Raw genomic sequence first — 1817 nt, 5'->3', positions numbered from 1 at the left:
TCCTTATCTGGCAAGAGATTTAATTGATTAGTTCGCTCCAGATCGCAAACAATTGACAAAAATTGCGGCAATGTCTGTCTCTATAAAGGTTTCATTCTTTATAACCCCGTCCATTGCATAAGACAAACCGAAGAACCCTTTCTCCGCTATGTCTAAAGCTTGCTGGTAGAGTGGTTCAGCTTCCGCATACCTTCCCTGAGATTGGTAGAGTTTTGCTAAATTATTAAGATTTTCAGTGACATTGGGATAGTTATCGCCTTCAAAAATTTCTGGACAGTATTTTTTTAGATTTGCCAGAAATTCCTGTGAGGTAACTTCAGTAAAATCTTGGTGGATAATATTGCGAAATTCTTTAGGATCTAGCATGGTTAATTTTCTCCTTCTATTTAATTAACTCTTCATACTCATCATGAGAACCAATCCAAAACCAGTAATAATCTTCACCTTTTTTCAATGCTAAAGCTCTATAATTCTCAGTTATTCGGACTGACCAGACATTTTTCCCTACTTTCTTGAAATGTAATGATCGATGGAAAACATTACTAATCCAGAGACGATAGGCTTTTTTTGCCTGTTGCTTAATGTAGGGAGGTAAGTTGGCATAACATTGCCAAAAATCAGGAGTTGTTAAGGATTTCATCTAAAGGCTTAACTTGATTGTTACTGATATCATTGTTGACTTTTTGTAATAGTCGATCGAGTTTCCCTGATTCGAGATCGTTTTTTATCTGTTTGTCCCAACTATCATCAAGATAGTCTTGTAACCAAGCTGATAATTGATGGATTTCTTCGTCAGGCAACTGGAGAATTGCGGATTCAATATCTTTGAGTGTAGTCATGATTGTTTGGTTGATTGAAGGTGATTGTATTATTTTATATTGTTGTATTATCGGATGGGTTAATAACCCATCCTACGGGAGCGACTCTAAGTTTTCCCGAATCTTAACAGTAGTAGGATGATTCTCCCCTAAAGCTTGCTCGGCAATTGCTAAAGCTTGTAAATAGAGAGGTTCTGCTTCTTCGTACTTTCCTTGAAAATAGTACAATTTTGCTAAATTGTTGAGGGAATTAGCAACATAGGGATGATTCTCCCCTAATAATCGTTTCCTCAATTCTAAAGCTTGTAAATAGAGAGGTTCCGCTTCTTCGTACTTTCCTTGAGAATAGTACAAGAATCCTAAACCATTGAGGGAATCAGCTACATAGGGATGATTCTCCCCTAATAGTCGTTTCCTCAATTCTAAAGCTTGTAATAAGAGGGGTTCAGCTTCTTCGTACCTTCCTTGGGATTTGTACAATCCTGCTAAATTGTTGAGGGAACTTGCTACATGGAGATGATTCTCCCCTAATAGTTGTTTAAAAAATTCTAAAGCTTGTAAATAGAGGGGTTCAGCTTCTTTGTATCTTCCTTGAGATATACTTTAGACGTTCATAATCTGAGATTTATTAAACTTCTGAAATCGTAGAGTCAGCAAGGAATCCAGTTCTTTTTTATGTTTCAAATGGGCATCATTCAAACATTCATAAATGGCTGAAGAAAAGTCAGAAAAGTTTTCATAGTATTTACCATACAAACATTTCTTTTTGACAAATTTCCACAGCCTTTCAATTAAATTTAGATTAGGCGAATAAGACGGCAAATAGAGTAGCTCTATTGACAAAGAAAGAGCCAATTCTTCAACAATTTTACATTTTTGATAGCGGGCATTATCTAAGACTAGAGTGATGGGAATAGTTATTCCTAAAGCAGCTATTTTTGACCGGAGTTCACAGACTTGAGTTGCTGTAATATAAGTGTCATTCGTAACCAGAATAAC

4 protein-coding genes and 1 pseudogene are annotated in these 1817 nt (G+C 36.0%); all 5 read right to left on the bottom strand.

Annotation, left to right across the window (positions count from 1 at the left end; all coding sequences use genetic code 11):
- Positions 1 to 27: 27 nt before the first annotated feature.
- Complete coding sequence (locus tag O9332_RS15905; RefSeq protein WP_288026379.1) at positions 28 to 366, bottom strand: tetratricopeptide repeat protein; 339 nt, start codon at positions 364 to 366, stop codon at positions 28 to 30.
- A gap of 16 nt (positions 367 to 382) precedes the next feature.
- The gene (locus O9332_RS15900) at positions 383 to 640 is read right to left on the bottom strand and encodes a ParE family toxin-like protein (protein WP_002737575.1); all 258 of its coding nucleotides are present in this window, start codon (positions 638 to 640) and stop codon (positions 383 to 385) included.
- A complete protein-coding gene (locus O9332_RS15895; protein ID WP_002736659.1) occupies positions 618 to 839 on the bottom strand; it encodes a hypothetical protein in 222 nt (73 codons plus the stop codon). The genes O9332_RS15900 and O9332_RS15895 overlap by 23 nt, the downstream gene beginning before the upstream one ends.
- Before the next feature lie 72 nt (positions 840 to 911).
- Positions 912 to 1415: pseudogene (locus O9332_RS15890) on the bottom strand (tetratricopeptide repeat protein); the annotation flags it as partial.
- 6 nt (positions 1416 to 1421) lie between these two features.
- On the bottom strand, positions 1422 to 1817 hold a 396-nt coding region (locus O9332_RS15885; RefSeq protein ID WP_288026376.1), incomplete at its 5' end, for a transposase.

Origin of the sequence: Microcystis sp. LE19-10.1B, assembly GCF_027530565.1 — a bacterium.
In the GTDB taxonomy this organism is placed as follows: Bacteria; Cyanobacteriota; Cyanobacteriia; order Cyanobacteriales; family Microcystaceae; genus Microcystis; species Microcystis aeruginosa.
The sequence above is the reverse complement of the archived record's forward strand: the minus strand, read 5'-3'. Positions and strand labels throughout refer to the sequence as shown.